This window comes from Bacillus sp. OTU2372 (assembly GCF_038440275.1).
GTDB lineage: Bacteria > Bacillota > Bacilli > Bacillales > Cytobacillaceae > Neobacillus > Neobacillus bataviensis_B.
Map to the genome: position 1 here is coordinate 23,629 of NZ_JASATK010000030.1, position 24,637 is coordinate 48,265.

General features: G+C 37.1%; 27 protein-coding genes, 1 pseudogene and 1 riboswitch. Of the genes and pseudogenes, 11 read left to right on the forward strand and 17 right to left on the reverse strand.

Annotated elements, in window-relative coordinates; translation table 11 throughout:
* Positions 1 to 136 precede the first annotated feature (136 nt).
* A complete protein-coding gene (locus AAHB15_RS26525) occupies positions 137 to 1,018 on the forward strand; it encodes a VanW family protein (protein ID WP_342043658.1) in 882 nt (293 codons plus the stop codon).
* A 37-nt stretch (positions 1,019 to 1,055) separates the two neighbouring features.
* Here AAHB15_RS26525 and AAHB15_RS26530 read toward each other — a convergent pair whose 3' ends face one another.
* Positions 1,056 to 1,334 carry a hypothetical protein gene (locus tag AAHB15_RS26530; RefSeq protein ID WP_144567948.1) on the reverse strand — a complete coding sequence of 93 codons (279 nt, stop codon included), beginning with the start codon at positions 1,332 to 1,334 and terminating at the stop codon, positions 1,056 to 1,058.
* Positions 1,335 to 1,545: 211 nt separating this feature from the next.
* On the opposite strand from AAHB15_RS26530, the gene AAHB15_RS26535 reads away from it, so the two are divergent.
* Positions 1,546 to 2,256 (forward strand): class I SAM-dependent methyltransferase, encoded by a 711-nt coding sequence (locus tag AAHB15_RS26535; protein ID WP_335573146.1) that lies wholly within the window; start codon positions 1,546 to 1,548, stop codon positions 2,254 to 2,256.
* A 126-nt stretch (positions 2,257 to 2,382) separates the two neighbouring features.
* A complete protein-coding gene (locus tag AAHB15_RS26540) occupies positions 2,383 to 2,634 on the forward strand; it encodes a sigma-G-dependent sporulation-specific acid-soluble spore protein CsgA (RefSeq protein ID WP_251561492.1) in 252 nt (83 codons plus the stop codon).
* Positions 2,635 to 2,830: 196 nt separating this feature from the next.
* Here the strand turns inward: AAHB15_RS26540 and AAHB15_RS26545 are convergent, their stop codons facing one another.
* Both AAHB15_RS26545 and AAHB15_RS26550 read right to left on the reverse strand, forming a co-directional pair.
* Entirely contained in the window at positions 2,831 to 3,700 is an 870-nt protein-coding gene (locus AAHB15_RS26545) for a YitT family protein (RefSeq protein ID WP_420491167.1), read from the reverse strand.
* 173 nt (positions 3,701 to 3,873) lie between these two features.
* Positions 3,874 to 4,017 (reverse strand): hypothetical protein, encoded by a 144-nt coding sequence (locus tag AAHB15_RS26550; protein ID WP_335573149.1) that lies wholly within the window; start codon positions 4,015 to 4,017, stop codon positions 3,874 to 3,876.
* A 784-nt stretch (positions 4,018 to 4,801) separates the two neighbouring features.
* Between AAHB15_RS26550 and AAHB15_RS26555 the strand changes: the two genes are divergently transcribed.
* Positions 4,802 to 6,055, forward strand: a complete 1,254-nt coding sequence (locus AAHB15_RS26555; protein WP_335573150.1) for an erythromycin esterase family protein — start codon at positions 4,802 to 4,804, stop codon at positions 6,053 to 6,055.
* Between the two features lie 107 nt (positions 6,056 to 6,162).
* On the opposite strand, the pseudogene AAHB15_RS26560 reads toward AAHB15_RS26555, so the two are convergent.
* Positions 6,163 to 6,500: pseudogene (locus AAHB15_RS26560) on the reverse strand (YmaF family protein).
* A gap of 168 nt (positions 6,501 to 6,668) precedes the next feature.
* A complete protein-coding gene (locus tag AAHB15_RS26565) occupies positions 6,669 to 7,637 on the reverse strand; it encodes a DMT family transporter (protein WP_335573151.1) in 969 nt (322 codons plus the stop codon).
* A gap of 244 nt (positions 7,638 to 7,881) precedes the next feature.
* On the opposite strand from AAHB15_RS26565, the gene AAHB15_RS26570 reads away from it, so the two are divergent.
* Positions 7,882 to 8,496 carry a PH domain-containing protein gene (locus tag AAHB15_RS26570; RefSeq protein ID WP_098529199.1) on the forward strand — a complete coding sequence of 205 codons (615 nt, stop codon included), beginning with the start codon at positions 7,882 to 7,884 and terminating at the stop codon, positions 8,494 to 8,496.
* A 45-nt stretch (positions 8,497 to 8,541) separates the two neighbouring features.
* Here AAHB15_RS26570 and AAHB15_RS26575 read toward each other — a convergent pair whose 3' ends face one another.
* Positions 8,542 to 8,853 carry a nitroreductase family protein gene (locus tag AAHB15_RS26575; RefSeq protein ID WP_342043659.1) on the reverse strand — a complete coding sequence of 104 codons (312 nt, stop codon included), beginning with the start codon at positions 8,851 to 8,853 and terminating at the stop codon, positions 8,542 to 8,544.
* Positions 8,854 to 8,890: 37 nt separating this feature from the next.
* Between AAHB15_RS26575 and AAHB15_RS26580 the strand changes: the two genes are divergently transcribed.
* On the forward strand, positions 8,891 to 9,118 hold the full coding sequence (locus AAHB15_RS26580) for a winged helix-turn-helix transcriptional regulator (RefSeq protein ID WP_335573153.1): 228 nt from the start codon (positions 8,891 to 8,893) through the stop codon (positions 9,116 to 9,118).
* A 57-nt stretch (positions 9,119 to 9,175) separates the two neighbouring features.
* Here the strand turns inward: AAHB15_RS26580 and AAHB15_RS26585 are convergent, their stop codons facing one another.
* The gene (locus AAHB15_RS26585; protein WP_098529205.1) at positions 9,176 to 9,991 is read right to left on the reverse strand and encodes a YitT family protein; all 816 of its coding nucleotides are present in this window, start codon (positions 9,989 to 9,991) and stop codon (positions 9,176 to 9,178) included.
* A 206-nt stretch (positions 9,992 to 10,197) separates the two neighbouring features.
* Positions 10,198 to 10,387: riboswitch (Lysine riboswitch) on the forward strand.
* A gap of 155 nt (positions 10,388 to 10,542) precedes the next feature.
* Here AAHB15_RS26585 and AAHB15_RS26590 point away from each other — a divergent pair.
* Positions 10,543 to 12,027 carry an amino acid permease gene (locus tag AAHB15_RS26590; protein ID WP_335573154.1) on the forward strand — a complete coding sequence of 495 codons (1,485 nt, stop codon included), beginning with the start codon at positions 10,543 to 10,545 and terminating at the stop codon, positions 12,025 to 12,027.
* Positions 12,028 to 12,131: 104 nt separating this feature from the next.
* Here AAHB15_RS26590 and AAHB15_RS30335 read toward each other — a convergent pair whose 3' ends face one another.
* The gene (locus AAHB15_RS30335; RefSeq protein ID WP_396897385.1) at positions 12,132 to 12,359 is read right to left on the reverse strand and encodes a helix-turn-helix domain-containing protein; all 228 of its coding nucleotides are present in this window, start codon (positions 12,357 to 12,359) and stop codon (positions 12,132 to 12,134) included.
* A gap of 152 nt (positions 12,360 to 12,511) precedes the next feature.
* On the opposite strand from AAHB15_RS30335, the gene AAHB15_RS26595 reads away from it, so the two are divergent.
* Positions 12,512 to 12,685 (forward strand): hypothetical protein, encoded by a 174-nt coding sequence (locus AAHB15_RS26595; RefSeq protein WP_335573155.1) that lies wholly within the window; start codon positions 12,512 to 12,514, stop codon positions 12,683 to 12,685.
* 56 nt (positions 12,686 to 12,741) lie between these two features.
* On the opposite strand, the gene asnS is transcribed toward AAHB15_RS26595, so the two are convergent.
* Positions 12,742 to 14,133 carry an asparagine--tRNA ligase gene (gene asnS, locus AAHB15_RS26600; RefSeq protein ID WP_342043660.1) on the reverse strand — a complete coding sequence of 464 codons (1,392 nt, stop codon included), beginning with the start codon at positions 14,131 to 14,133 and terminating at the stop codon, positions 12,742 to 12,744.
* Positions 14,134 to 14,496: 363 nt separating this feature from the next.
* Between asnS and AAHB15_RS26605 the strand changes: the two genes are divergently transcribed.
* On the forward strand, positions 14,497 to 14,727 hold the full coding sequence (locus AAHB15_RS26605) for a hypothetical protein (RefSeq protein ID WP_098529211.1): 231 nt from the start codon (positions 14,497 to 14,499) through the stop codon (positions 14,725 to 14,727).
* Positions 14,728 to 14,743: 16 nt separating this feature from the next.
* Here the strand turns inward: AAHB15_RS26605 and AAHB15_RS26610 are convergent, their stop codons facing one another.
* On the reverse strand, positions 14,744 to 15,208 hold the full coding sequence (locus tag AAHB15_RS26610; RefSeq protein ID WP_335573157.1) for a GNAT family N-acetyltransferase: 465 nt from the start codon (positions 15,206 to 15,208) through the stop codon (positions 14,744 to 14,746).
* 128 nt (positions 15,209 to 15,336) lie between these two features.
* Here AAHB15_RS26610 and AAHB15_RS26615 point away from each other — a divergent pair, with 128 nt between their 5' ends.
* Positions 15,337 to 15,471 carry a BA3454 family stress response protein gene (locus tag AAHB15_RS26615; protein WP_098529215.1) on the forward strand — a complete coding sequence of 45 codons (135 nt, stop codon included), beginning with the start codon at positions 15,337 to 15,339 and terminating at the stop codon, positions 15,469 to 15,471.
* A gap of 57 nt (positions 15,472 to 15,528) precedes the next feature.
* On the opposite strand, the gene helD is transcribed toward AAHB15_RS26615, so the two are convergent.
* The 7 genes from helD to AAHB15_RS26650 form a co-directional block, all read right to left on the reverse strand.
* Positions 15,529 to 17,853 (reverse strand): RNA polymerase recycling motor HelD, encoded by a 2,325-nt coding sequence (helD, locus tag AAHB15_RS26620; protein ID WP_342043661.1) that lies wholly within the window; start codon positions 17,851 to 17,853, stop codon positions 15,529 to 15,531.
* 185 nt (positions 17,854 to 18,038) lie between these two features.
* Positions 18,039 to 18,860, reverse strand: a complete 822-nt coding sequence (locus AAHB15_RS26625; RefSeq protein WP_342043662.1) for a hypothetical protein — start codon at positions 18,858 to 18,860, stop codon at positions 18,039 to 18,041.
* A 267-nt stretch (positions 18,861 to 19,127) separates the two neighbouring features.
* Positions 19,128 to 19,616: a L,D-transpeptidase family protein gene (locus AAHB15_RS26630; RefSeq protein WP_335573160.1), complete on the reverse strand. Its 489-nt coding sequence runs from the start codon at positions 19,614 to 19,616 to the stop codon at positions 19,128 to 19,130.
* A gap of 201 nt (positions 19,617 to 19,817) precedes the next feature.
* Positions 19,818 to 21,293, reverse strand: a complete 1,476-nt coding sequence (locus AAHB15_RS26635; RefSeq protein WP_335573166.1) for an aminotransferase class V-fold PLP-dependent enzyme — start codon at positions 21,291 to 21,293, stop codon at positions 19,818 to 19,820.
* Positions 21,294 to 21,442: 149 nt separating this feature from the next.
* On the reverse strand, positions 21,443 to 21,790 hold the full coding sequence (locus AAHB15_RS26640; RefSeq protein ID WP_335573161.1) for a hypothetical protein: 348 nt from the start codon (positions 21,788 to 21,790) through the stop codon (positions 21,443 to 21,445).
* 165 nt (positions 21,791 to 21,955) lie between these two features.
* A complete protein-coding gene (locus AAHB15_RS26645) occupies positions 21,956 to 22,780 on the reverse strand; it encodes a DUF2935 domain-containing protein (RefSeq protein ID WP_335573162.1) in 825 nt (274 codons plus the stop codon).
* A 107-nt stretch (positions 22,781 to 22,887) separates the two neighbouring features.
* On the reverse strand, positions 22,888 to 23,622 hold the full coding sequence (locus AAHB15_RS26650; RefSeq protein WP_342043663.1) for a polysaccharide deacetylase family protein: 735 nt from the start codon (positions 23,620 to 23,622) through the stop codon (positions 22,888 to 22,890).
* Positions 23,623 to 23,771: 149 nt separating this feature from the next.
* Between AAHB15_RS26650 and AAHB15_RS26655 the strand changes: the two genes are divergently transcribed.
* A complete protein-coding gene (locus AAHB15_RS26655) occupies positions 23,772 to 24,554 on the forward strand; it encodes an HAD family hydrolase (RefSeq protein WP_342043664.1) in 783 nt (260 codons plus the stop codon).
* Positions 24,555 to 24,637: the final 83 nt, after the last annotated feature.

Sequence of the window (24,637 nt, forward strand, 5' to 3'; positions counted from 1 at the left end):
TAGTGTATCGTTTGGAATTTGTAAAGCTGAAAATTGGAAATAAATATTAATTTTTACGTTTTTAACTTCTCCTCTCCAAATCCCTACATGAAAAGTGAATTTTCTACTTATATTATAATGAGGAGGCGTGCATTCAATGATACTATCATGTATTTTAGGCATTATCTTAACATCACAACCGTTTAACTCTCCCGATCATTTAGTCATAACAAAAAACGGGATCCATGTGACAACTATTAAACAGGAGGATTTCTCCTATCTCTATACAGATTTGCCGATTATAGATTCTAAAAAGTACAATCAATTCTTAGATAACTTGGACAAGCAATTCTCGATTAAGCCTGAAAATGCCATTATTAATTCCAATGGTGAGATTGTGGCAGAAAAAATCGGTTTGCAAATTCATCGCCAGGCTTTTACAGAACAGCTGTATGCTTATTTTTTTTCACACCAATCAGGCAAATTAGAAATCCCAATGTTATCTGTTTATCCTAAAGTGGATAGTGAATTACTTTCGGATATACGCAGTATGAGAATTGGCCGTTATGTAACGTCCTTTAATCCTGGAAACAAAACTAGGTCCAATAATATTGATTTAGCAACTAAGGCAATTAATAATTATGTCATCTTTCCAGGAGAAACCTTTTCTTTTAACAAAGTGGTCGGAAAGAGGACTGCATCTAAAGGTTATTTAAAGGCTCCTGTGATCATAAGAGGGGAATTTTCAGAGGATATTGGCGGTGGCATATGTCAAGTCTCCTCCACCCTATTTAACGCTGTAGATAGTGCGGGATTAAAAATTCTCCAAAGATTTTCACATACGAGGAAGGTTCCGTACATCCCGCCTGGCCGAGATGCAACAGTTAGTTGGTATGGCCCTGATTTTGTTTTTAAAAATACCTATAAAGAGCCAGTTTTAATCAGAGCAAAAACACTTGGTCATTTATTAGTAATCAATCTCTATTCTTCAGAGTTGATTGAATACCAACCAAAGAAAGTTCCAAACGTTATATATTAAAAAAGTCCGCTGAATTAACAGCGGACTTTTTTGCTTTTTAATGTTCATTATTATTTAATGCACTTTCCATTAGCTCTTCGGAAAACTCAGTTAGAGCTGTATTGTCCATTACATTCAGGCTTGGTAGTTTGGTCTTTTCTGAAAAGTTTTTCACTGCATTTTGAAAAGGAAGTGCAAAATCCCTACGCTTCCCTCTTGTTATCCCAAACAAAGCGGCACTTACGGATAGTCCAACAAGTGATGCCCATAACGGCATTCTGCTTTTTGGTTTAGGAGTAAACAATTTGAAAAACGGCTGTCTTGTTAATTTTTTCATATTAAGCACCCCTTTTGCTTTGTATAGAAGTCAACACCTCTCCCCTCTATTTGCTTAATCTGTGCTATCCCTAAAAAAATATGTGATACAAAACATGTGTAAATTGTAATTTTTACGCAATTAATGATCAAATTATTATCTATTGTAGCATTTAATGAACCACCTCCCATTTTTAAACATACAATGGCTAAAAAGAAAATTGGTGGTGTCTATGGGAAGCTTAACTTATTTTGATTTTTTAGCAAAATTCGGTGTTGGCGGTGCCCATCCAGGGGGTATCCTTCTTACGCAAGACATTCTTTCAAAGGAAAAGATAAATGACCAATCGGTTATATTAGATGCAGGCTGCGGCACTGGTCAAACGGCAGCTTACTTGTATCAAAACTACAGAGCAAACGTGATTGGTTTGGAGATCAATCCGATTATGGTGGAAAAAGCGAAAGACCGCTTTGAAAAGCTGCAGTTCCCCATTTCTTTAATAAAGGGTTCAATTGAGGAAATTCCATTTGCCGATCATACATTTGACTTTATTTTATCAGAATCCGTTTTAGCTTTTGTTAATAAACCAAAGGCCCTTAAAGAATTTTATCGAGTATTAAAAAAAGGCGGACGTTTAATTGCAAACGAAATGACCATTAACCGCCCTGTTAATCAGCTGGAAGCAGCTGAGATTATGAGTTTCTACTCAATTGACTCGTTATTGCTAGAGGAAGACTGGAGGCTGCTATTACAAGAGGCAGGGTTCCAAAATATTGAAATTAAAGCATATAATTTGCCATTAAGCCACGGGAATCAAACACCTGAGTTCAATTTCTCAAAGGACTTTGAACCTGAACTTTTTCACGTACTGAATGAACATGGGAATATCGTTATTAAATACCAGGATGTTCTCAGCTATCGGGTATTAACTGTATCAAAATAGGAAAACCGCCTACTTTTTTAACACAAAAGTAGGTTTTTTATATTAAATAATCCACACCATTGATTATGTATATTATTGTCCTTTCGATGAAAAATAACTAACAAGGTGAAAGGATGGGATGACGACATGGATAACACTTTGGCGTACTTAAAAGAAATATTATCCAATTATACGGACGATCACTCCGAAGGAAGATTTATATATAAGAAACTCATTGAAGGCGCTTACAAATCTGAAGGCCCTTTTGTCAGGGATTTAACCCAAAAGGAAATCCATTTTTTAAATAACATATTACCCAAAGAAATTAACCATGCAAAAGAGGCTCAAGATGAAAAACGAGCCTATCAACTGAATGAGGTATATGAGCTTTTGCTCTAAAAAACAAAAAAGATGGCAGACCACTCTGTCATCTTTTTCGAAAATATTTCATTTTTTGCTAAAACTATTTCCTAGGTAAGCGCATAGTACGACAAAACATGCATGAAATCTATCTTTATTTTCCAAATAAACGACAATATGATTATAAATGTTACAAAAATCCCCAATAATTCTGACGACATTCTACGGTTCCTTGCTAATGGATATCTCTTTTTTTAAATCTTCCACCCCGTACTTCCGCAATATCCGCTACCGCTAAAAATGCATTGCCGTCATTCTCTGTTACAATTTCCTTTAATTTTGCTTCCTCAAGACGGTTTATCACACAAAAAATGACCTTTTTCTCATCACCAGAATAGGCACCTTCCCCATTCAAGTAGGTGACTCCTCGACCTAAACGATTCATAATAGCATCACCAATTTGGCTGGCATTGTCACTAATAATCCAAACAGACTTAGATTCATCAAGTCCAGTAATGGTGATATCAATTGTTTTGTATGCGACAAAATAGGCAATTAAAGAATACATGGCCCGATCCCACGAAAAAACAAATCCCGCGCTTCCTAAGATGAACAAATTAAAAAACATGATAATTTCTCCAACAGAGAATGGAAGTTTATTATTGAAAAGAATGGCCAAAATTTCGGTTCCATCTAAAGAACCTCCGTAGCGAATAACCAAACCTACTCCAACGCCGAGCAGGATTCCCCCGAAAACGGTGGCAAGTAGTATATCTTGTGTAAACGCTGGAACTGGATGAAGGAGTGTAGTTGTAATCGAAAGAATGACAATTCCATATAGAGTGGATAATGCGAAGGTCTTTCCAATTTGTTTGTAGCCTAAAAAGATAAAAGGAATATTAAAAAGAAATAGGAACACCCCTAGTTTCCAGCCTGTAATATAGGATAACATGATGGAAATGCCGGTAATACCGCCATCTATTACATTATTGGGGACAAGGAATATTTCCAACCCTATAGACATTAGAATGGCCCCCAGCGTGATTAATAGAGCCCTCTGGAAAATCTTCTTCTTCGTCAACCCTTTGTGTTGAATCTTAGCCATGATGGCTTCTTTCTGGTCAATTAAACTAATCTCTTGTGTCCCTGACATTATCTTTCCCCTTTCAGTAAAGAATCTTACTAATAGTATAATGAATTTAAGCTGCCATTTATATTGAAATGCTTACTTTTCTTTCGCATAAAGAAAACTGCCTCATAATTAAGGCAGTAATTGAATCAACTAGGGTTAACTTCATCGTAGGAGAGGGTTGTCACACTAGTGTATTCCCCATCTTCCACTTCTTTCTCAGTTGCACTCGCATTTAGTTCTTCTTGGTCATCCATCCCTGGTGCAACGGTTGGTTGTTTTTTCTTAAACATTCCCATCACTCCTTTTCGAGGATTATTTTCCCTAATTTTTTATCAACTATACTTAAACCTTTAATTCAAAATTTAAATTAATAAAAAGAAGCTACCTCAATTAAGAAGTAACTCCTTCATTTAATTAACAGCTTAGGAGACCCAACCATGACACCAGCTAATGATTTTCAAATGATTATTTCCGTTTAGTTTTTTTAAGCTAACCGAAACTTTGAAAACTCAGCCGATGTGTGTTTGTCCCGTTGTAGGAATTAATTCGCATGTGTTTAATGGAATTCAAACTCCTAAAAGAAACAAATCATTTTCGGTTTTGACACCGTTTAAGACTCTTTTTCTCATTCGGATTCAGCTTCTTGGCGATACATCTTTTTGGTTTGGTTTCAGTTATGGATACCTTGTGTTTAACTAGGTACTAACCTATAAACCCTTAACATCTACCTTTGATAGAGATTCTATTAAATCATAGATATCCTTTATGAAAGGTGTTTGTTTTGAATTTATCATCCCTTTAAGATCTATTATCGCTCCACCTACCAACTGATTAATCGAAACAACCTTACAACTACTCGTTCACATAACGGAACGAACACGTATGGTTGAGCCTCCTAAGATGTTAACTTTTTATATTTCTTTTTACACTTTTAGTGTATCACAGAATCTTTAGAATAAACGGAAATTTTGTGACAGTTATGTGAACTTTTGGAAATTTCGTTCTGGATTAGTATCAAAGTAAAAAGGGAACTCTATTTAAAATAGAACAATATTAGAAAGGATGAAAGGGCAGATGATAGAATCACTTAGGAAATATGCGAATCCCTTTCATTCTATTGACGATCTTGATCCGTTAATAGAAGCGATTGGTGATGCGAAATACGTCCTGCTTGGAGAATCTTCACATGGTACATCAGAGTTTTATACAATTCGGGCAGAATTAACGAAGAGGCTAATTCAAGAAAAGGGCTTTTCCTTTATTGCAGTGGAAGGTGATTGGCCAGCCTGCCAATCAATTAATCGATATATTAAAGGATTTTCTCCATCTAATAAGGATGTTCGGGAAGTATTAGAAGATTTTAACCGTTGGCCTACATGGATGTGGGCCAATAAAGAAATAATCGGCTTAATTGAGTGGTTAAAGGAATTTAATATAAAAACGAATCGATCAGAAAAGGTTGGATTTTATGGTTTGGATGTATACAGCCTTTGGGAAAGTCTTGATGAGATAGTTGGTTTTTTAACAAAAATTAATTCTCCAGAACTTGAGGCTGCTAAGAAGGCGTTTGCTTGTTTTGAGCCCCATAACCGAAATAACGAATCCTATGCTGTCTCTGCCGGCTATTTATCTGAGGACTGTATGAAAGAGGCACTCCACCTCCTTTCCACAATACAAAAAAATAAATGGAAGTTTGAGGATGATCAAGAGAGCAGTCTCAATATGGAAGTAAATGCTCTTGTTACAGCACATGCGGAGGAATACTACCGCACCATGGTGAAAAGTGATGATGAATCTTGGAACATTCGTGATCGGCACATGGTTGATGCTTTAAATTCCATTAGTAAGTTTTATGGCAAAGATGCAAAGGTTATCATTTGGGAACATAATACACACGTTGGAGATGCACGGGCCACTGACATGAAGAACGAAGGAATGGTAAACGTGGGGCAGCTCGTTCGCGAACAAAATGGTGAAGACATGGTATTTATCGTTGGGTTCGGGACTTATACAGGCACCGTAATTGCCTCAACGGAATGGGGAGTGAACTTGGAAGTAATGGATGTTCCGCCTGCCCAACCCGGCAGCTGGGAATACTTCATGCATCAGGCAGGAGCCATGAATCAGTATCTTATTTTTAACGATCAAAACCGTAAAGAATTTTCCTCAACAGTCGGCCATCGAGCTATTGGTGTTGTGTATCATCCCGAATACGAACATTTTGGAAATTATGTTCCTTCTAACATGGGGAAGCGGTATGATGGGTTTATATTCGTAGACTGCACCAATGCATTACATCCATTAGTATTAGAACATGTTTCCATTTAAGAAATAGTTTTTCTTGCCAAACTCTTCAAATTTCCTTTGATGTGAGATTTTTTTAACATGTTAACATAAAAAACCAATCTCTAAAAAAAATTGGTTTTTTGTCCTAATTACTTAGATCCCGGTGCTGGTTGATCGACACCTTTTACATGGTAACTATGGCCATCGTCTTCAGTAGTATTGAAATCATAATAATGGACATGCATCCCATTCCCTACTGGTATAGCTGGGCCGGAGTATGCACGATAATGGTGTATGTCCATCCTCAAATAGCACATATCCTTCCGTATAATGAATATGCCCCCCATCTTGAGTTGGAATCGGCGGTGATGTAACGTCCAAACATTGATGCACATGCCCTGAGCTTACACCTGTATAGTCAATTTGAACCGTGGTTATGATGTGGAACAAAACCTTGGACAAAGTCATCCTTACCTGTATTTCTAATCACAAACACCCCATAAAGTAGATTTAATGTTACAACTATATGCAGCTGATAATTAAATAAGTCAAAAAAGGCATTCAAAATTTTCGCTCGCAATGATGGTAGCATCTTCGCACTAAAAGAAAGAAAATAAAAATCCTTATCACAGAGTATTGATAAGGATTTTTGCTATTAAACACTTACATTATGAATTTTCCTTTTTACTATTTTGTTAGAAAAATGGCTTTGCAAAACCATGCCAATCATGACTAATGCCATGCCGCTCCAGGATAAGGCTGAAGGCATCACCGAGTTTAAGAGCAATAATTCTCCCATTACGGCAAATAAAACCTCCATCGATTGGGTTGCCTCGACAGCAGCGAGCTTTTGCATGTCACCTCTAACTAAATCAGTGGCTTGAAAGAATAGAACCGTGGCAATAACTCCTGAGGATATAGCCACAAGCCCCGATTGAGTGATTTGCCCTAGGCTTGGAGAACCAGCCGTAAGCAAACCATAGATAGATAATACAATCCAAAAAGGCAGACTGGCAAGTGTCATTCCTAACACCCGTTGAAAGACATCTAGACGGCCTCCGCACACCTCCATCATTTTCCGGTTACCCAGCGGATAGGCAAAGGACGCAAGGATAATTGGTAATACCCCTAGGGCAATTGCCATCAGCGATAAGTGACTCGCTTGTTCCAATTGCATAAGGATAACTCCTAGTAAAATAATCAGGGACATCCCTAAACCCTTAAAGGGTATTCTTCCTCTTAACTGAATAGCCCCTTTCTCCGTCATGACAGTTTCGTAAAAAAGTGGTGCTAGCATAGAACCAGAGATAATGGTAATCTGCCAAGTTGAGGCAATCAACCAGCCAGGTGCATATGCCGCCGAAAAGCAGATCGGTGCATAGAAGAATCCAAAACCGATTGTACTCCATAATATCCAGATACCAGGCTGCTTTTTCATTTCAAGTAACAATGGTTTAAAGTTCTTCCTCCCGATTACAATTAGAACTAGAAATGGAACCATAAAGAAATATCTTAAGGATGCACTCCAAATCCAACTTCCTCCTGCAAGATCCATCGATCTATTGAGGATAAAGGTAATCGCAAAAAAGAAAGCGGCAAATATGCCTAACATAATGGGGCGCATTCTTCTCTTTCCTTTCCTATTCAAGGGATCAATAGTAGTCTCCCTTCTTATTAGATCGGGTTAATTTTTATTAGTATATCAGATTTCTGAATTTTATGTTAACATATCTTATGAAAATACAGGCATATACTTATATGTCCTGAATAAAATGTTTTGTCGTAAAAAAAATACAAAACAAATGAAACTTTAGTCAATCTATTTCGTACATAGCTTAGACAAAAAAATAAAGAGTGAGGATGATTCGATGTTTGGAAAAGTGGCTGCTGATATTTTAGGATTAAGTGATGTAGGTTCCGTTATTAGACCAGAAAATTATGATAAAGTGGATGCAGACGATTATGTCATGCATGAAGACAATGAAAAAATTTATTTCTTAATAAAATCAAAATCTGATGAATATTGCTTTACTAATAATGCACTTATCCATCTTGATGGTACAAGCGCGACTAGTAAAAAACGGATGCTGCATCGCTATAGTTATGCAACAAACCGAATTTCAGATGTCATGCTTGAAACAGCTGGGACTGTCGATCTTGACGTTGAAATTAAATTCAAAATTGGCTCGGTTCCATTCTCGATTGATGTCCACAAGAAACATATTGAGGAAGTAAAGGACTTATATAAAGCATTAATCAAAATTTCTGAAATCTCCCATGAAAATGAAATCAGCCTGCAATTCGCTAAACAAAGCCTTGATGTTGCTTCGACCACTCTTGGCCGGATTACAAGCCCCGACAGCAATCTAGTGGTCCAATTCAAAATGCTTAACCAAGCAGCCTTTCAATGGCTTGAGGATAGCAAAAAACAATATTGTGTGAAGGATTTCGGATTTGTTTTTGAAAAATATATCAATAACTAAAATGAAACACCCCCAAGACTATTAAAGCTTGGGGGTGTTTCATTTTTATTTATAATCAATTATTACATCTTCTAGTGGTAATCGTGTGGTGTTGTGTGCTGGTGCTGCAGCCTTTCCAATTTGAAGTAATAAAATTGGAAAATAGCGATCGGAGACATTAAATCTTTCGATGAATTTCTGTTTATCGAAGCCAGCCATCGGCACTGTATCATAGCCTCTTTCTTTCGCAATCAGCATCAACTGCATGGAGATTAGCCCCGCATCGAATGTGGCAATATTTTTGCGAACCTCTTCAGGTGCATGTGGGTAGGTGCTGTTAGCATTAGCAATTAATTGCTCCATACTCCCTTTTCCCATGAATCCGGCTTCATAGGCACTTTGATACACTTTTTCAATGACAGGGCCCAAGCGATATCATGAAATTATTTCCTCAATCCCCGGCATTTCCGACCGTTTGTTAACAGAGCGGCTGCGAGATTTGGAATCGGAAGGATTAATTACCAAAAAGGTGATTGCGACCTCTCCTAAAAGAGTGGAGTATGAACTTACAACCGCCGGAAAAGATCTTGAAGAAGTGATAAATACATTAGTAAAATGGGCGAAAAATCACTCAAATAAGTAGAATGGCTACTATAAAAGAGGCTTGCATGTGATTATACATGCAAGCCTCTTTTATGTACTAAAACCGATTTTTTCTGTGAAACAGCCCCATTACTTCAATCGTTTCCGTGATATTGACAAAAGCACACGGATCCACCTCAACAATAAGGTTTTTGACTTCATTAAGTTCATATCGAGTAATGACAGTTATGATGATGTTGCGCTTGTCATTGGAGTATGCACCAATCCCATCCATGACGGTAAGACCTCTATAAAGGTTGGCTAGCAGATGTTGCCTTAGTTCTTCACCTTTATCCGTAATAATCATCAAGGTTAACTTCGCATGGTCCGTATAGATCGTATCCACAACTTTCCCGGTTAAATAAATAGATACTAATGTATTAAGGGCCGCATCCCAATTAAATAAAAATCCACTAATCACAATGACAACAGCGTTCATACCCGAAAGTAACACACCTATTGGAAAATCCTTTTTTCTCGACACAATCATCCCAATGATGTCAAATCCGCCCGTTGAACCCGATGAACGAAAGACCAGCCCTACTCCAAGACCTGCCAAAATCCCTCCAAAGATGGATGAAAGAATTGAATCCTTCGCAATTGGAAGTTCAGGCACTATGTAAAGGCCCACTGAAATGATGACTACAGAAATAATAGTATTCATAATGAATTTCTTTCCTAGCATCTTATAACCAATAATGATCAGTGGTAAATTCAATAGGAAGTTTGCCAAACCGGTATTAAGCGGGGTAACCATCCCTAATATCATTGATATTCCGCTTAATCCGCTGCTTAATACAGCGTGAGGAATTAAAAAAAGGTTAAATGCCACCACTACAATGAGGGAACCGGCAATTACTCCAATAATCTGCATGGCAAATCCTCCTGCCTCCCAATTTTTTCTTTTTTTTAAATGATACTGATTCTCTAAATGAAAGTAAACTTAATAGTTTTTTTCCAATAGCATAAATAGTCTGCCTATTTAGATTTAATTGACTTTTATTAAATAAGTTGACAATTTGATTATATCAATGATACTTTAGTAGCATATTAATTTAATAGAAAAATCCTCATCAAAACCGATGAGGTAGAGGTCGCGGTTTTTATCAGTAAAACGGATGAGATGTAGAGACATCGCTGAATTTGTTTGAAAGGAAAAGCTGCCGAAGTGTGCTTTCTTCTCTATAAAAGCATGCTGGGTCTGTCTTCGAATAGGAACAGAACTGTCACGTTTGAACCAACCAAGCAAACGTGTTGAGCTATCTTTCGGAAGGTATGATGCGGGGTATTTACAATGCCATCGGAGTCTGCTTCGATGGCATTTTTTATTCCAAAACTCCTTCTCGAAACTGTAAATCGCAGGCTGACCATCAGGTACTTGCGTACGTTAACAGCATTTTATAAAAAAGAAAAGGAGTTTTATTAATGCAAGGACAAACAGCAGGACCTTTAGAAGATATAAATACAGGTAAACATACATCCAAAGAGGATTCGAATGAATTAAAACGAAGCTTAAAATCTCGTCATTTAACAATGATTTCTCTTGGCGGAACCATCGGAACTGGATTATTTCTCGCAAGCGGAGGCGCAATTCACTCGGCCGGTCCAGGCGGAGCGATTCTTTCCTATCTTGTGATTGGAGTAATGGTTTACTTCCTAATGCAAAGCTTAGCTGAAATGGGCGCTTACATGCCAGTTGCCGGAAGCTTTAGTACGTATGCAACTAAATTTGTTGATCCATCCCTTGGTTTTGCCCTTGGCTGGAACTACTGGTATAACTGGGCGATTACCATTGCGGCAGAATTAGCTGCTGTCACCATGATCATGAAGTTTTGGTTCCCACATACTCCTTCATTTGTATGGAGCGCTATTTTCTTAGTGATTATGTTCCTATTAAACTATCTTTCAGTTAAAGGATTTGGGGAAGCGGAGTATTGGTTCTCGCTAATTAAGGTAGTTACAGTTATTATTTTTATTATTACAGGTACATTAATGATTTTTGGTATTATGGGTGACCATGCAATCGGCTTTAAAAACTTCACGGTCGGTGATGCTCCTTTTCACGGCGGGTTTATGGCAATGCTTGGTATCTTTATGGCAGCAGGTTTCTCTTTCCAAGGAACTGAACTATTAGGTGTTGCAGCCGGCGAGACGGATGATCCAAGTAAATCGATACCTCGTGCAGTCAAGTCTGTATTTTGGCGCATTCTTTTATTTTATGTATTAGCCATTTTAGTGATTGGTCTACTTATTCCGTACACAAACGAAAACTTGGCTAATGGCGATGTATCTGTCAGCCCATTCACACTTGTTTTTCAAAAAGCGGGGATTGCATTCGCTGCTTCTGTTATGAACGCGGTTATCTTAACAGCGGTTTTATCAGCGGGTAACTCTGGAATGTATGCATCAACTCGGATGCTTTGGGATCTTGCACGACAAGGTAAAGCTCCTAAATTCTTAGGTAAACTAAATAAAAATGGCGTACCTGTTAATGCTTTAATCGTGACAACCTTGGTAGGAACACTTGCGTTTCTGGCCTCTTTCTTTGGAGATGGAACCGTCTATGTTTGGTTATTAAACGCTTCTGGTATGTCAGGCTTTATTGCATGGCTTGGAATTGCCATCTGTCACTATCGTTTCCGTAGAGCTTATGTAGCACAAGGAAAAGATCTTAATTTATTACCTTTTAAATCAAAACTTTTCCCATTTGGTCCAATTTTTGCCTTTGCAGTTTGTGCATTTGTAGTACTTGGACAAAATTATTCAGCCTTTATGGGTGACCAAATCGATTGGAATGGTGTTTTAGTATCTTATATCGGATTACCTTTATTCCTTATTTTATGGCTTGGATACAAATTCACGAAAAAGACTAAAGTTATCCCTTTAGAAAAGTGCGATTTAGAAGTTTAAGAATATAGATAAAGCACGCGAATCCGCGTGTTTTTTTTATAAAAAAAAACAGACTTTAATTGAGTCTGTTTTTTACCACTTATTACGAATAATTCCGCTCTACTCTACTTCACGTCAGATGCCCAAACATATAGATCTTCAATCTGGCAATTTAATTCTTTTGAAATAGTCATGGCACAATTTAGATTCATTACCTTTTTAGACAAGAAATCGTCTAGTTGACCTCTAGGAATATTTGTATTCCTTTCTAGGCTTTCTAAAGTCATACCACTTTTGGATAATAACTCCTTGAGGTTACTTCTTTTTGCTTTATAATTTGTCAAAAATGACACCTCGCTTTATGTAAAGCATACCATAGTTACTTTATAATGGAAAGGAGAACAGTTCTGATTTTTCTTTGGTTCCTTCCATATCCTATACAGTAACAGCACATAAGTGGCATTTTTGTGTTATACTTAATAAGGAATATTAAAGGGGTGTAGAAATGAAAAGCTCTAATAACCGATATACTACTGGCCAAACCGTAAATATAATTGAAACAGGTGAGGTTGTTACCATTTTAAAATGGCAATATGTGAAAAATATGAAGAGGTATTCTTATACCGTTAAAGAACGTCCTAGTACATTTTATTTTGAAGAAGAACTGCAAAATTTATAAAATATAAAAAGCAGCACATAAAAAGAAGACCCACTGGATCTTCTTTTTCTTTTTGATTAAAATTCAGCATTTCCTGTTGTTCTTGGGAATGGAATAACATCCCTAATATTTGCCATACCGGTAAGGTACATGATTAAACGTTCAAACCCAAGACCATAACCTGAGTGTTTCGTGCCGCCGTATTTTCTTAATTCCAGGTACCACCAATAATCTTCTTCGCTCATTCCTAATTCTTTGATTTTTTCGGCTAGGATTTCTTCTCGCTCTTCACGCTGACTTCCACCAATTAACTCACCAATTCCTGGTACAAGTAAATCTGTTGCGGCTACAGTCTTGTTGTCTTCATTTAAACGCATATAAAAAGCTTTGATCTCTTTTGGATAATCCGTTACAAATACTGGGCGTTTAAAGATTTTCTCGCACAAATAGCGTTCATGCTCCGTTTGAAGGTCAAGACCCCATTCAACCGGATAAGCAAATGTTTCTCCAGAATTCTTCAATAACTCAATAGCTTCGGAATAAGTTACTCTTCCAAAGTCAGCTGTATGAGCTAGATTCAATCGATCTAACAATCCCTTTTCTACAAAGCTGTTAAAGAAGTTCATCTCTTCAGGAGCTTGTTCCATTACATAGCCAATTACATACTTCACCATTTCTTCCGCTAAATCCATGATATCTGGAAGCTCAGCAAAGGCAAGCTCAGGTTCGATCATCCAAAACTCAGCAGCATGTCTAGCAGTGTTTGAATTTTCTGCTCTAAAAGTCGGTCCAAATGTATATACATTTCTAAACGCTAATGCAAACGCCTCAGCTGAAAGCTGACCGCTTACGGTAAGGTTTGTTTCTTTATGAAAGAAGTCCTGCGTAACATCTGTTTTACCTTCTTCATTCTTCGGAAGATTGTCCATATCCAATGTGGTGACACGGAACATTTCCCCAGCGCCTTCCGTGTCACTACCAGTGATGATTGGCGAATGAACATAGACAAATCCTTTATCTTGGAAAAATTTATGGATCGCATAAGATGCTAATGATCTTACCCGGAAAACCGCATTAAACGTATTCGTTCTTGGACGCAAGTGTGCGATTGTTCTTAAATATTCGAAGGAATGCCTTTTTTTCTGCAGCGGATAATCTACATTAGATGTTCCTTCAATGATAATTTCCGTTGCTTTAATTTCGAAAGGCTGCTTTGCTTGAGGTGTATAAATAAAGTCTCCCTTTACTCTAATCGAAGAACTGATCGGAAGCTTTGTAAGCTCCTTAAAGTTTTCTAATTGCTCATCGAATACGATTTGCACACCCTTAAAAAAGCTGCCATCATTTAATTCAATGAACCCAAAGGTTTTGGAGTCACGGATTGTCCGAATCCATCCGGACAATTGCACTTTTTGCTCAATATAACTTTCGGTATTTCTGTACAAATCCTTAATTAAGGCTTGTTTCATTCTTCTTCCTCCTAAATCCTATGTAAAAGGTTTCGCTAATAGCCAGAATGGATGTTTTATCCTATATAATAATAAATACCTCTCATCCTAGGGGGACGAAAGGTAGAATTCTGACTATCCTCATTTCTTTTATCCCTTCAATATTATACAAAATACCATGTGACATAAGCAATATTCAACAAATTATTCGTTATATTAGAAAATTAATGTAGAAATTTGAAAGTTAGTCTCCCCTTATCGTCTTTGTCCCTTATCACTCAGCAAAAACTATTTTATTTTTCAGAATTCCTTAATAATTAGCAGGAATTAGTTAGATTACAGTCGAATTAATAAAAAAATGAAATCTTGATTGGGGGTAAGATCGTGGACAAGGTTACCTGTATTGCCTATCTGCTATACACTTCTTCTAAGAATCAAGACATCAGAGATAAAGCTATTCAATTATTGAATGGCGACATGTCCATACATGATTTAAAGCGGGATCATTCTGTTCATACACTCTTAGTTATGGCAGAATCGATGCTAAGAAAAAACAAATTAGATAAAAAACAAGTACAAGTCTTTGTTGAAGAATTTATGGTAGTCGAGGTTTAATTTCGGATGCAGGATTTTAGATTTGTTTTTGATAACATAATATGCCACTTCCATTTTGAGCTTTAGATGTTATATAATAAACAAATCCTAAAGATTCCCAAAAGTGCTGCGCTACTGTGTTTTCTTGCAGGACACCAATTCGGACTTTGTCCAAACCCCGATTCCGCATCTCACTTTCGTAATGTTCATAGGCCTGTTTTCCAAAACCAAAACCTTGATAATCTTTATGGATGATTAACAATCCAAGCCATGGAAGAGAATCTTTTGGATTTTCAAGCATATAATCAATAACCCCAATATAGGTCTCATCAAGCTTAATAAATACACTGATTGTATTTGGGTTCAGAAATTCCTTTTCCATATCTTTAAGTGACCTAGTTTTACTCCTATTTTCCATCACATTATATTGAGGATTAGAATTGATAATCTCAAGTGCAATATATAATGTTTCTTTGTTTATTTCTTCAAAATTCACCGACATCCAGTACTCTCCCATAGACATTTTTCTATAATTCATTATACCAAATCCGATCATGATCCTATAGAAAGATCCTGAATGAATTTTTCGACACAAATATTACATTACTTCATAAAAGAAAGGTGATTCAAATGGTACAAGTAGAAGTAACAATAACTTTCGAAGGAAAAAGCTACTTAACAAATGTTATCGCCCATCGTGAAATGTCTGATGATGAAATTTTACGTCTTGCTACTGAACAAGTACAAAAGCAATGGAAAAAATAATTACTTAGAAAAGCGGCAGGAAGTATCAAACAACCCTCTGCCGCTTTTACATTTTATCTAAATCACATCGTAAAAATCCTTTGGTACACATGCCATAAGCGGGCTATATTCACCGGTAGCGAACATATGCAGGACATGCATTGCACGTGTACAAACGGTATAAAATAACTTCCTCTCACTTTCCATTTCATATCGCGTACAATCATAAAGAATGACAGCGTCAAATTCAATTCCTTTGGATAAGTAAGAAGGAATTACATTAATTCCTTTTTCATAAGAAATGGTCCCTTTTTCAATTAAATGAACCGGTATAGCTTCTTTTAGTTCCTCAAACAACGCCTTACTTTCTTCCTCCGTTCGGCAAATCACCGCAATCGTTTGATATCCTTCCGATTTATATTGTTTAATGGAATCAAGAATTGCTCCATTTAACTGTGTCTGATCAACATGGCTCACTGTTGGTTTCTTCCCTCTTCGGTTAAAGGGTTCTATTTTTCCCCCACCCTTAATCAAAGCACTAGAAAACTCCACAATTTCAGTGGTTGAACGATAGGTTTTGGTTAAGACAAAAGTCTCAACCTCTTCATTACTAATATCCAAATCGGTCAAAACCGTCTGAGAACCCGTTGCCCCTGAGAAAATGGCCTGGTTGAAATCGCCAAGCAATGTCATTTTACTGTAAGGAAATAGTCGTTGAATAAAGGCAAACTGGAAGGGAGTATAATCCTGTGCTTCATCAATAAAAATATGGCGAATGGCTGTATTTGATTTTCGGCCTTCAAGTAAATCCTGCAGGTAGACAAGAGGGGTAGCATCTTCATAGGGAACAAACCTATGCCGGATATGATCAATTGTTTGTTGACTAATCTCTGGCCAATGTGTTGGAAGGCCGTTTACAGATTGTTCAGTTTCCTTAAACAATTTCAGGTATAATTGTGTTAGATCAATAAACTTTAAGTTTTTCACTCTCGCAAATAATGGTTTAAATCTTTCTTTCACAACCATTTCTGCAAGCAGCCGTTGTTCTCTTTCAAAGTCATCAAAGGTATTATCCGAAAAGTGGTTCTTCTCTTGGAGCTTCTTAAATGCCTCCATGTAATCCTCTTTTTCAAGGAATTGAATCTCTTCCTCTACCCAGCTTCGAGATCGTTCCCGCTTCACCGCACGCTTTAATTCCTTTAGCAGCCATTCCTTTACAAGCTGTATTCTGTTTGGAATGGAATAGCTTTTTTCCAACCCATAAAAATAGTCACTAATTTCCTTCTTAGAAATGATAATATCACCTCTAAAGGATAAGTCCCTAAAGATTAAGCCCTGATTTGATAGCTTGGATACGTAATGGTCAATAATATTTTTAAATTCAATACTGGCTTTAAATCGAATAGCCTCCACTCTAGTCTGGTATGTCTCTTCACCCTCTTCACTAAGCAGGAATTCCATTTGCGAAAAAGGATCCTCCACATCATAGGCTTTGCCCAATCTCTCGGTTAAATACTCTTGGAAAGTGGATTGCTGCATATTTTCCTCACCGAGTTCAGGCAGTACTGTCGAAACATAGCTGTTAAATAGAGGGTTAGGCGAAAAAAGCATAATGTTTTCGGCATTCAGGGTATCGCGATAACGATAAAGTAAGTAGGCAACGCGCTGAAGTGCAGCTGAAGTTTTCCCACTTCCAGCTGCTCCCTGGACGATTAATATTTTACTGCGCTCATTTCGGATGATTTCGTTTTGTTCCCGTTGAATAGTAGCAACAATACTTTTCATTTGGGTGCTTGCATTATTCCCAAGCACTTCCTGGAGCATTTCGTCACCAATGGTTACACCTGTATCAAACATTGCCTTGATATCTGACTCCCGGATAATGAATTGCCTTTTTAAGGTCATCTCCCCTTCAATAGTGCCTTCAGGTATATTATATTGTGCATACCCTGGAGAGTAATCATAATAAAGACTTGAAATGGGTGCCCGCCAATCATAGATTAAAAAATTCTCGTCGTTTTCATCCATTAATGAGGCAATGCCTAAATAGACATGATCAATCTGTTTCTCGCCTTCTTCTAGAAAATCAATCCGTCCAAAATAAGGTGAGTATTTTAATCGGGCGAGTGTCTTTAGATTTTTATCCATATGAATATGAGTACGTTCTCGCTCTGAGAGAAGCTCAGCCTGTTGCTTTATACTTGCTGCCGTTTCAATAATATCATCTGGTTCATCCATGTTAACCGTAACATCTTCCCAAAAGTTCTTGCGAATCTCAATAACATCGGAGCGCACCGTACCTGTATTCTTTTGTAGGTTCTTTATCTTTTGATCGATGACCTTGACAACCGTACTTACTCTCTCCTGCTCCTCACGTAAGGCGGCGCTCTCTCTTTCGCTCATCTAACCACTCCCCATTAAAATATAGATTCAATTTCTTGACAATGCATTCTTTATATGTTAATGTTATAATAGAGATTTTTTAAAAATCATTATATCATACATATAATACCAACAGTCATTTTATCACGATCCTTCTTTATAATCAAGAAAAGAATTTATCATACAAAAACGCCACACGGCGCTTTTTAATTTGTATCAGATTGATTAAATCCTATCTCTCCTAAAATCCATTTTCTATATACCCCATAGACCATTACCATAACACCTTTTATCAAAATATAATGGATTAATTTTATTTTCGTTTTTAATATCTTAGTTTTAACAAAAATCTGATATAAACTGGCATCAAACAACAGGACCTTTATTTTTGCCCACCCATCATTCTGCTTTTTTAAGGTAAAATAAGTGAAAACTGAAAAGGTTATAGAATATAACGGTGTAATAATAAAATGCTCCGTCCAAGCATGATATCTCCCCCATCCGAATCGGATTTTACGAAGGATCGCTAATAGTAAAAATAAATTTGTTTCAGTTACCATGATCATCAAGAAGAAGGATAAATTACGTACCAATACATTCTTCTGAGTAATCCCATAATACCACCAATCACTTAAGAGAAAATATACCGGAATTAAAATGGAGGTATAAATTGTTCTCCACCAATTATGTTTATATACCCCTAATTGCAAAAATAATATTTCAACTAAGGTAAAATAAATACCTCCTAAGAACTTTGTACCCCACCCAGCTTTAGTAATAGTCAGATACACAGCAGTAAAAGGGACAAATATGGACTGGGATAAAAAAGCTCCAAAAATATTGTCCAATGATCTATTTTTTATAACTTTGGGCTTGTATTTATAAGCTTTAAATAAGTTTAAAACAAAAAACTCCAGTAAATAAGCAAATCCCATAATTGAACCAAGAAAAATAAAGGTATTTTTCTTGGCTTTACTTTTATAAAAGGCTAAACCAATGAGGAAAGTATGGATAATAAACAAGATCAAAAAAGGAATTCGATTTTTATTTTTTCTCCTCATGTAATCAACCGTCCTTAGACTTCTTATTGGAATAGTATTAGAAAAAAAGCAGTAAATAATTAATAAAAATTAATTAAAAAAATTCCGTCCAGTATTCTGACTACGGCTTCGTTTGGAATGCGAATTTGAGACTGGCGGCGTTCTGGTTGAGAAACAAAGTTAAAATTAACTTTCAATTTAAGCAAAAGGCTAAAAATAATTCACAATTACAAACCATTACAATTTACTAGAATTTTATGGACGAATACTGACCCTGGTTCCATTCGGAACCATTTCCGCAAGCTGCAGCACATCCCGATTATACATCCTTACACATCCATGTGAAACGGCTTTTCCTATCGAAGTTGGATCGTTAGTTCCATGTATCCCATACCCTTGTTTTGATAGGGATAGCCATAAAACCCCGAATGGACCTCCAGGATTATATTGGCGGTTAACAATGACAAAATCTCCTACCGGGGTTTGTGTTAGCATCCTACCTACTGCGATTGGAAATATTTTTACTAACTTGCCTCTGTTATATAATGTAAGTCTCCTTTTTCCAACAGAAACCTGTATAGAGTAAGGTATGGAACTTGGCTCGGGCAGGCCAGGTATTTGTATTTTTTGTCCTACGTGTAACTGTCCGATTCCAGGATTTGCGGCATAAAGCCTCCTTAGGCTCACTCGATAGTTAGCTGATATCGTTCCAAGGGTTTCGCCGGGTTGAACCGTATGAATCATGCTATCCCACCTTCCTTTTGATAGCATATTCCTATACAAGTTTGTGGTTGACTGTATTACTACAACTCCGATACAAATGAGAAAGCGTCCTGCCTCTATCCAAGTCAAAAAATCATATTTCCGACACAGTTTAATTTTAGAAGGTAAAAGGACTCCTCCCCCTAAAGGTAAGCGCCTAACCATTTGGACCAATACAGTAAATTAACTAAATCTAAAAAATGGCGACATATCCTCGCGCAGGTGATGGATATAGAAATAATCATTGCTAGCTGCATCATAGACATAATCCCTTTTCCACTCTTCTATGTTTTCAATTATTTCCCTGATCGCCTGAACAAAAATAAGTATTTCTTCATTTGTCATGATGGGATGAACCGAGAATCGAACCCACCCAGGTTTTGTGGACATATCTCCTTGATTAATTTTTTCAGTAATTTGCTTGGATGTTACTTTATCGATTTCTAAAAGATAATGGCCATAAGTTCCGGCACATGAACATCCCCCTCTTACCTGAATACCATACCTGTCATTTAAGAGACGAACGATCATGTTATAATGAATGTTTTCAATGTAAAACGAGACAATACCAATTCTATCTTTGATATTCCCAGCTAATATTTTGACCTCTGGAATCTTCTCCAAATGGGAAAACAACAGACTAAGCTGCTCTTTCTCTCTTTTCAATATTTGATTGATCCCCATCTTCGTTTTCAAATTCAAGCATAAAGCAGTCCGGATCGACTGCAAAATCCCGGGGGTTCCTCCATCTTCTCGCATTTCTATTTCATCAAAATACTGGTGTTCACCCCAAGGATTTGTCCATAAGACCGTTCCGCCGCCGGGATGGTCTGGAACCTTATTGGTATAAATCCTTGAATCAAAGACCAATACTCCACTTGTTCCAGGGCCGCCTAAAAATTTATGCGGTGAGAAAAATATCGCATCTAGCTTCTCAAGCGGATCCTCCGGATGCATATTTATCTTGACATATGGTGCAGAGGCCGCGAAATCCACAAAACATAGTCCCCCATGTAAGTGCATGAGCTTCGCAAGCTGATGATATGGCGTTTCAATCCCTGTTACATTGGAACATGCTGTAAAGGATCCAATTTTCACACGGCGCTCCTTATAAACAGTAAGGAGGTGTTCTAAATGATTTAGATCTACTCTTCCATCATCATCCGGCTTAATAATTACGACCTCTCCAAGTGTTTCAAGCCACGTTGTCTGATTCGAATGGTGTTCCATATGTGTCAAGAAAATGATTGGTCTTTCCCTTTTAGTAAGTTGAAATCGGTTTCTCCAAATTTCTGGAACTCGGAGCCCTAAAATTCTCTGTAGTTTATTCACGACCGAAGTCATCCCAAAACCATCTAGGATTACAACATCATGTTGATCTGCATTTACATGCTCCTTAATAATTCTTTTGGACTGTTTATATAAGCCTGTCATCATTAAACTAGTGATATTTGATTCGGTATGGGTATTGGCCATAAACGGACCAAAAACCTCAGAAATTTTTTGTTCAATCGGTTGATACAATCGTCCGCTGGCTGTCCAGTCGGCATAAATGATTTTCTGTTGACCGAAGGGGGAATCAAATTCTTGGTTCATCCCAATCACATGTGAGCGGAATGGTTGAAAATATTCTTCAAGGGTCTCCGGGATCCGAAACATTTTACTTCCAATGTTAGCTGTGATCACTTGTTCCACACCTCACACTTTATATTCTTCTAATCAATATATGCAAGGCCCTTTTACACCGTTTATTTTAGTTTCCAAAAAAAAGAAGGGCAGCCAAATTATTACTGTCTGCCCTTCTGATCTTAGTAAGTTGTTATTTTAGCTGATTCCTTTTTGGTTACCTCTTCAATTTTTTGAATAAACATTTGAAAAACTCTTCGTTTTTCCTCTAAATCTTTTATGTATTCTTTTAGTTGGTTATAGCTTTCTTCAAAGGGTTTATGATACATTTCACGGATTTTTTCAATAATCTCCTCATTCACTGTTGATTGAATGACTTGTTTCGTAATACCGTACTTATACGAATAAACCTTTAATTCCTGTGCCACTTCATCATATTCTTTGGCAATTTCGGCTAAGACTACAGAAATATCATCCTTCCACTCGTCTAGTGATTTTTGTAAGTATGATTTCACCATTGTTTCTTCCATAAAAAACACCCACCCTAATAGATTCGACTATATTTACCCTATTATAGCGGTATTTGATTACATCCAAGTTTCCCAAAGTTTACAATGTGGTATCATTGCAGTTTTTCTTAGCTCTAATTTACAAAAAAATTGTGCAAAGCGCCCCAGCAGCTTGCACAGTTTTTTCTATCCAAATGATGGTTTACGTAATGAACAATGAACACTCTCTTCATGTAATTCGGGGGCAAAATCCGCCAATTTTTTAATAAAATAACAGGTCTCAGGGAAATGATGTTCGAGGAATCTAAGGGTTGTTTTATTTAATACTCTATTCCCCATATATTTTTCAACAATCGAACGAATATACTGATTCATTTCAATCACCGTTCTCCCCACTTCTAAAGCCAGTTCTTTTTGACGCGGAAACCCCTGTTCTGTAAAGCGCAGGAAGCCTTTTACGTGATGATTTTGCAATATAAACATTTGAAACCTTTGCGCATATAGGTCTGTTTGTCGATCAACAGACAATTCAATCGGATCGACAATATTTCTCAATAGAATAATATGCCCTAGCTGGTCTTCCAGCCACAAATCTAAAAGTTGATCCAGCCGCAGCGGAACCGGCTGCTGACCATTGGCGAGGAAAGATAATTGACGTAAATATTCTTGATTTTCATTTAACGTGCCATTCAAATAAGTTGGTGACAAGTTTAGATTTACTTCGTTTTTAATCCTTAAATTTTGTAAATGTCCTTCAAACCGGAAATAATCGTAAGCAGTGGCATGAGCTTGTTTGGAAAACTCTACCATTTCATTTGTGGCGAGACTTAATGCTGGATTCAATAGTTTTAAATTTCCAAGTAAGCCTTGGAAGGCTTGATTAAATCCTTCTGCAATAGAAATCTCATTTCTTTCAGTTACAGATAAATGATCACGGACGAAAATTGCATGATCCTGGAGAATTTCGAGCCAAAATAAATGCTCCTCCCACACGCCTATGGTACCAGACATTCAAATCCCCCCTCTATAAGAGGATATTCGTGCCTAATGAAAATAGAAATTCTCCACAAAATTTTTCGTAAAAACAGCTTCCTTATATAAAAAGAAGCTGTTTTTGTTTATTCCACTTCTACGATTTTGGCAAACTCATCAATGGTAGTAGAATATTTAACATATGTGCGAGGAAGCAAATATAGTTCATTTTTTATCCCTGCCGATGAATAGGGGCCAGGGGTGGTGGTCAATCCGTACGTATAATACTTTTTCGTTTCAGTCACCACTTGTTTATTTGTATTTCCGTAGGGATATGCAAGTGCGATTACCTTTTTTCCAGTTATCCGCTGAATTTTTTCTTGTGATTCTTTGAGTTCGTAAGTAAGATTATCTGATGTCGTTAAATCAGGGTGGGTAGCAGTATGCGACTGAATCGAAATTAAGCCTGAGTCTGCAATTCGCTTTATATTCTCTCTTGATAAACGATTAGCTCTGCCAATAAAGTCAGAAATGACAAAAATGGTCCCTTTCGGCTTAAACTTCCTTGTTTGCAGCTTTTGAAAGACAGCAAACACAGTTAAATTATTTTTATATCCATCATCAAAGGTGATAAAAATTGGCTTTTTTACTTTCATTGCTTCGTGCCATTCTTCAAACGTTAATAACGTAAAACCATGGTCCCGCAGGTATATCATTTGTTTTTCAAAGTTTTCTGGCGTGACATAAAGCTCCTTTGATCCTGTCCCCGAATATTCAGCGATGGAATGATAAATAAGGATCGGTACTTTCTGAGCAGCAGTTACTCTGACCGGAGAAGCCATAATGGCAATACTTACTAACATAATAAATAGTCTTATCATCTATAACTCCTCACTTCATTTAGATTGGAAGATTCTAGATTACTTTTTCCAATTGGATGATGGGTCATTCGGTGATTTAGACATGATATCTCCGTTCAAAAAGTGGTAAACTATTCATAACTTTTAAAAAAAGGAGCAACATGATGACAATGTATAAAGTCTTATTCCTAGATATTGATGGCACACTTGTTACACCAGATAACCGAATTGAGAAATCAACCAAAGAAGCCGTTTCCCAGGTTCAGGACAAGGGAATAGAGGTTTTTCTAGCTACCGGAAGGCCGCTCCATGAAATTGATGAATTAGCCTCTCAATTGAACATTCGCTCTTTTATTGGCTATAACGGAGCCAATGCTGTATATAAAGGTGAAGACATCTTTCAGGAACCGTTAGAACCATCCTTAATAAATCGTTACCTTACGATTGCTGCGGAGCACAAACATGATGCCGTCCTTTATACAAATAAAGAAAATGTCTTCACAAACCTTGAAGCCCCAGTTATCCAAAAATTTATTGAGGTGTTTCACTTTCATAAAAATGAAGCATATGGCCCCGAGTTTAATCGTGATGTTTTAGGAATTACCCTGATTAATCTAAAACCTGAGGATGTGCCTCTTTATGAAAGTGAGGCCGGAATCCATTTATCCCAAGTAAATGTTGAAGGTCTAAGGCATTCCTATGATGTAATTAGAGATAAAATCAATAAAGGGTATGGGATTCAAATGCTATTAAAATATCTCAACATCCCCAAGGAAAGCGCCATTGCCTTCGGCGATGGAATGAACGATAAAGAAATGCTCCAAGCTGTTGGGGAAAGCTTTGCAATGGGAAACGGGCATCCTGATATTTTCCAATATGCCAAGCATAAAACAACTGATGTTTCAAACTCTGGTATATATAATGGATTGAAAACGCTTGGATTAGTTAAATAAACAATAGATAGAGAATTGGGGGGGGGGGGGGGGGGGGGTGTGGGAGGTGGGGGGGTTTTGTTTTTTTTGGGTAGTTTGGGTAT

Coding starts and splice junctions, on each gene's coding strand:
- AAHB15_RS26525 (WP_342043658.1), top strand. CDS start 137: ATGATACTATCATGTATTTTAGGCATTATCTTAACATCACAACCGTTT.
- AAHB15_RS26530 (WP_144567948.1), bottom strand. CDS start 1,334: ATGAAAAAATTAACAAGACAGCCGTTTTTCAAATTGTTTACTCCTAAA.
- AAHB15_RS26535 (WP_335573146.1), top strand. CDS start 1,546: ATGGGAAGCTTAACTTATTTTGATTTTTTAGCAAAATTCGGTGTTGGC.
- AAHB15_RS26540 (WP_251561492.1), top strand. CDS start 2,383: ATGGATAACACTTTGGCGTACTTAAAAGAAATATTATCCAATTATACG.
- AAHB15_RS26545 (WP_420491167.1), bottom strand. CDS start 3,700: ATGGCTAAGATTCAACACAAAGGGTTGACGAAGAAGAAGATTTTCCAG.
- AAHB15_RS26550 (WP_335573149.1), bottom strand. CDS start 4,017: ATGTTTAAGAAAAAACAACCAACCGTTGCACCAGGGATGGATGACCAA.
- AAHB15_RS26555 (WP_335573150.1), top strand. CDS start 4,802: ATGATAGAATCACTTAGGAAATATGCGAATCCCTTTCATTCTATTGAC.
- AAHB15_RS26565 (WP_335573151.1), bottom strand. CDS start 7,637: ATGCGCCCCATTATGTTAGGCATATTTGCCGCTTTCTTTTTTGCGATT.
- AAHB15_RS26570 (WP_098529199.1), top strand. CDS start 7,882: ATGTTTGGAAAAGTGGCTGCTGATATTTTAGGATTAAGTGATGTAGGT.
- AAHB15_RS26575 (WP_342043659.1), bottom strand. CDS start 8,853: ATGGGAAAAGGGAGTATGGAGCAATTAATTGCTAATGCTAACAGCACC.
- AAHB15_RS26580 (WP_335573153.1), top strand. CDS start 8,891: ATGACAGGGCCCAAGCGATATCATGAAATTATTTCCTCAATCCCCGGC.
- AAHB15_RS26585 (WP_098529205.1), bottom strand. CDS start 9,991: ATGCAGATTATTGGAGTAATTGCCGGTTCCCTCATTGTAGTGGTGGCA.
- AAHB15_RS26590 (WP_335573154.1), top strand. CDS start 10,543: ATGCAAGGACAAACAGCAGGACCTTTAGAAGATATAAATACAGGTAAA.
- AAHB15_RS26595 (WP_335573155.1), top strand. CDS start 12,512: ATGAAAAGCTCTAATAACCGATATACTACTGGCCAAACCGTAAATATA.
- asnS (WP_342043660.1), bottom strand. CDS start 14,133: ATGAAACAAGCCTTAATTAAGGATTTGTACAGAAATACCGAAAGTTAT.
- AAHB15_RS26610 (WP_335573157.1), bottom strand. CDS start 15,208: ATGTCGGTGAATTTTGAAGAAATAAACAAAGAAACATTATATATTGCA.
- AAHB15_RS26615 (WP_098529215.1), top strand. CDS start 15,337: ATGGTACAAGTAGAAGTAACAATAACTTTCGAAGGAAAAAGCTACTTA.
- helD (WP_342043661.1), bottom strand. CDS start 17,853: ATGAGCGAAAGAGAGAGCGCCGCCTTACGTGAGGAGCAGGAGAGAGTA.
- AAHB15_RS26630 (WP_335573160.1), bottom strand. CDS start 19,616: ATGATTCATACGGTTCAACCCGGCGAAACCCTTGGAACGATATCAGCT.
- AAHB15_RS26635 (WP_335573166.1), bottom strand. CDS start 21,293: ATGTTTCGGATCCCGGAGACCCTTGAAGAATATTTTCAACCATTCCGC.
- AAHB15_RS26640 (WP_335573161.1), bottom strand. CDS start 21,790: ATGGAAGAAACAATGGTGAAATCATACTTACAAAAATCACTAGACGAG.
- AAHB15_RS26645 (WP_335573162.1), bottom strand. CDS start 22,780: ATGTCTGGTACCATAGGCGTGTGGGAGGAGCATTTATTTTGGCTCGAA.
- AAHB15_RS26650 (WP_342043663.1), bottom strand. CDS start 23,622: ATGATAAGACTATTTATTATGTTAGTAAGTATTGCCATTATGGCTTCT.
- AAHB15_RS26655 (WP_342043664.1), top strand. CDS start 23,772: ATGTATAAAGTCTTATTCCTAGATATTGATGGCACACTTGTTACACCA.